This is a genomic window from Sphingomonas arabinosi (genome assembly GCF_036663715.1).
In the GTDB taxonomy this organism is placed as follows: Bacteria; Pseudomonadota; Alphaproteobacteria; order Sphingomonadales; family Sphingomonadaceae; genus Sphingomonas.
The window spans coordinates 1-2,184 of record NZ_JAXOJN010000051.1 but is presented as its reverse complement, the minus strand read 5'-3'; the positions used below and the strand labels follow the sequence as shown (position 1 = coordinate 2,184).

2 protein-coding genes and 2 pseudogenes are annotated in these 2,184 nt (G+C 63.6%); 1 reads left to right on the top strand and 3 read right to left on the bottom strand.

The features are described from left to right. A pseudogene (locus U1708_RS20835) lies at positions 1-100 on the top strand (IS630 family transposase); the annotation flags it as partial. A gap of 79 nt (positions 101-179) precedes the next feature. Here the strand turns inward: U1708_RS20835 and U1708_RS20830 are convergent. The 3 genes and pseudogenes from U1708_RS20830 to pcaG all read right to left on the bottom strand — a co-directional run. Further along, positions 180-359: pseudogene (locus U1708_RS20830) on the bottom strand (alpha/beta fold hydrolase); the annotation flags it as partial. Between the two features lie 103 nt (positions 360-462). Next, positions 463-1,605 (bottom strand): lyase family protein, encoded by a 1,143-nt coding sequence (locus U1708_RS20570; RefSeq protein ID WP_332748150.1) that lies wholly within the window; start codon positions 1,603-1,605, stop codon positions 463-465. A 6-nt stretch (positions 1,606-1,611) separates the two neighbouring features. After that, the coding region (pcaG, locus tag U1708_RS20565) for a protocatechuate 3,4-dioxygenase subunit alpha (RefSeq protein WP_332748149.1) at positions 1,612-2,184 on the bottom strand (573 nt) is incomplete at its 5' end.

Genomic DNA, 2,184 nt, shown 5'->3' with positions numbered 1-2,184 from the left:
CATCCATGGCCTCTGGGACGCCATCGGCCGCATCGTGGACCTCTACTCACCCCAGGAATGCTCGAACTATTTTGCAGCCGCTGGTTACGATGCAGACTGATCAGAAACCGCTCTAGCGCAATAATCCGTGCCGGATGCGTCAGCGCCAGCTCCATCGCGATCATCCCGCCGAGCGACACACCGGCGACCGCTGCAGTCTGCACTCCTGCGGCATCCATGACCGCTACGACGTCGTCGGCCAGCATCGCCAAGCTATAGTCACCATCTGGCGTATCCGACGCGCCGTGCCCGCGCGTGTCTATCCGCAGGAGACGGAAGGCGGGCAGCAGGTGTGGAACGCTGGTATCCCACAGCCCCATGTCCGTACCGATAGAATTTAGCAGGATGAGCACGGGAAGGTCGCGCGCGCCGTCAAGCTTCCAATAAAGACGCACGTCGTCACGGATCGCAAATGGCATGGCGTTATCCTTCGCGTCTGGCGACGAGCGCGCGGACGATGGCAGCGCTTTCGCCGATATCCATACCAATTCTGGCATCACTCAGGTTGCGCGCGATCGCATCTTCGTCGATCTCGAGCCCCTCCGCAACACCCGCCATTGCTTCCGCCGCACCCGCCGCGAGCAGGAATAGGTCGGCCAATACGGGACCCTCCGCCTGCCAGCCACCTAGCCCGCGCTCTTCTTCCTGCGGAAGGCCTGCCAGAATTGTCGCCGCTAGCCCAGGTGCGCGCAGCGCTGCGGACAGCGCGATCTGGCACCCTGTCGGGTTGCGCTTATGCGCCATCGCGGAGGACCCGCCCCGCCCCGTGATCGCCGGCTCACGTGCCTCAGCAACCGTATTTTGCGACAGGAGCGCTACGTCGCGCGCCATCTTCCCAACGGCGCCGATCGCGATAGCCAGACTGGTGCCGATGGAGGCGATGCCGCCCCGGCGCGCGTGCCATGGTTCGCTGGCCGCAAGACCAAGCTCCCCTGCCATTCGCGACGCAATTGCCATCCCTGCGCCGTCGAGACCAGTTCTCGCGCCCGCCGCGCCCCCAAGTTGGATCCGGGCATGCTCTGCTACATCGCCGCGCAGTCGCAGGCCGGCATCGGCGATGCCGGCCATCCAGTGCGCGATGCGAAGACCGAACGCGACGGGCAACGCATCCTGCAACAATGTGCGCCCGACCGCAGGTGTCTCGGCGTGACGCAGAGCCAGACGACTAAGGGCATCGACGATGCGATCGAGGTCCGTAAGTACCAGCTCGGCTGCTGCCCGCGTCTGAATCATCAATACAGTATCGGCGACGTCCTGGCTGGTTGCGCCCTTGTGGACCGCCTTCTCGGCTTCGCCGCTCAATGAGGCACGCAAGCGTGCGACGAGGGGTATCGCAAACGTGCCCGCCAGCGCTGATTCCTCGGCCAGTTCAGCAGAACTGATCGCCGCCGTTATGCATGCATCGACAATCGCAAAGGCGAGTTCCTCGGAGATTACTCCCTCCGCCGCCTGTGCTCGCGCCAAAGCGCCTTCGAATGCAAGCGCATGAGCGATGGTGGCGTCGTCGTCGAAGACGGCCAGCATGGAGGGCGTCGTGGCAGGGCGGGTACGCAGGTGATCAGTCATTCGAGATCATACCGCAAAGAAGACCGTCTCGGCTTCGCCTTGCAGCCGGATGTCGAACCACCAGCGCCGGTCGTCTCGCTGGTGGGCGATAAGCGTCTCGCGACGTTCTACCGGAACCGCACTCAATACGGGATCGTCGCCATTGCCTTCGCCATCCGTGAAATACAGCCGGGTCGCGAGCCGTTTCAGAATACCACGCCCGAACACGGACACCGCGAGATGCGGCGCCTGCAGCGTGTTGCCGGGACCCGGCACGCGCCCGGGCCTGATGGTGCGGAACCGGTAGATCCCGTCCGGGTCGACGGAAGCTCGGCCGAAGCCGATAAAATGCGGATCGATCGGCACCGTCTCACGCACGTCGTCGCTGCTTGCATAGCGGCCGGCAGCGTTGGCCTGCCAGATCTCGATCATCGCATCGAGAATGGGAATACCCTTCGCATCGAACACCTGCCCCGCGATATCTGTAGCGGCTTCTGTGGTTGCCGCCCGTGATGCAAGAGGGTTTTTACACCAATGTGCGAGTGATCGAGCGCGGTCTTCTGTAAGGCCTGTATGCGCGGCATTTTCGAAAGACCGCTG

Excerpts from the sequence above, each read along its gene's own strand:
- U1708_RS20570 (WP_332748150.1), bottom strand. The coding sequence starts at position 1,605 with ATGACTGATCACCTGCGTACCCGCCCTGCCACGACGCCCTCCATGCTG.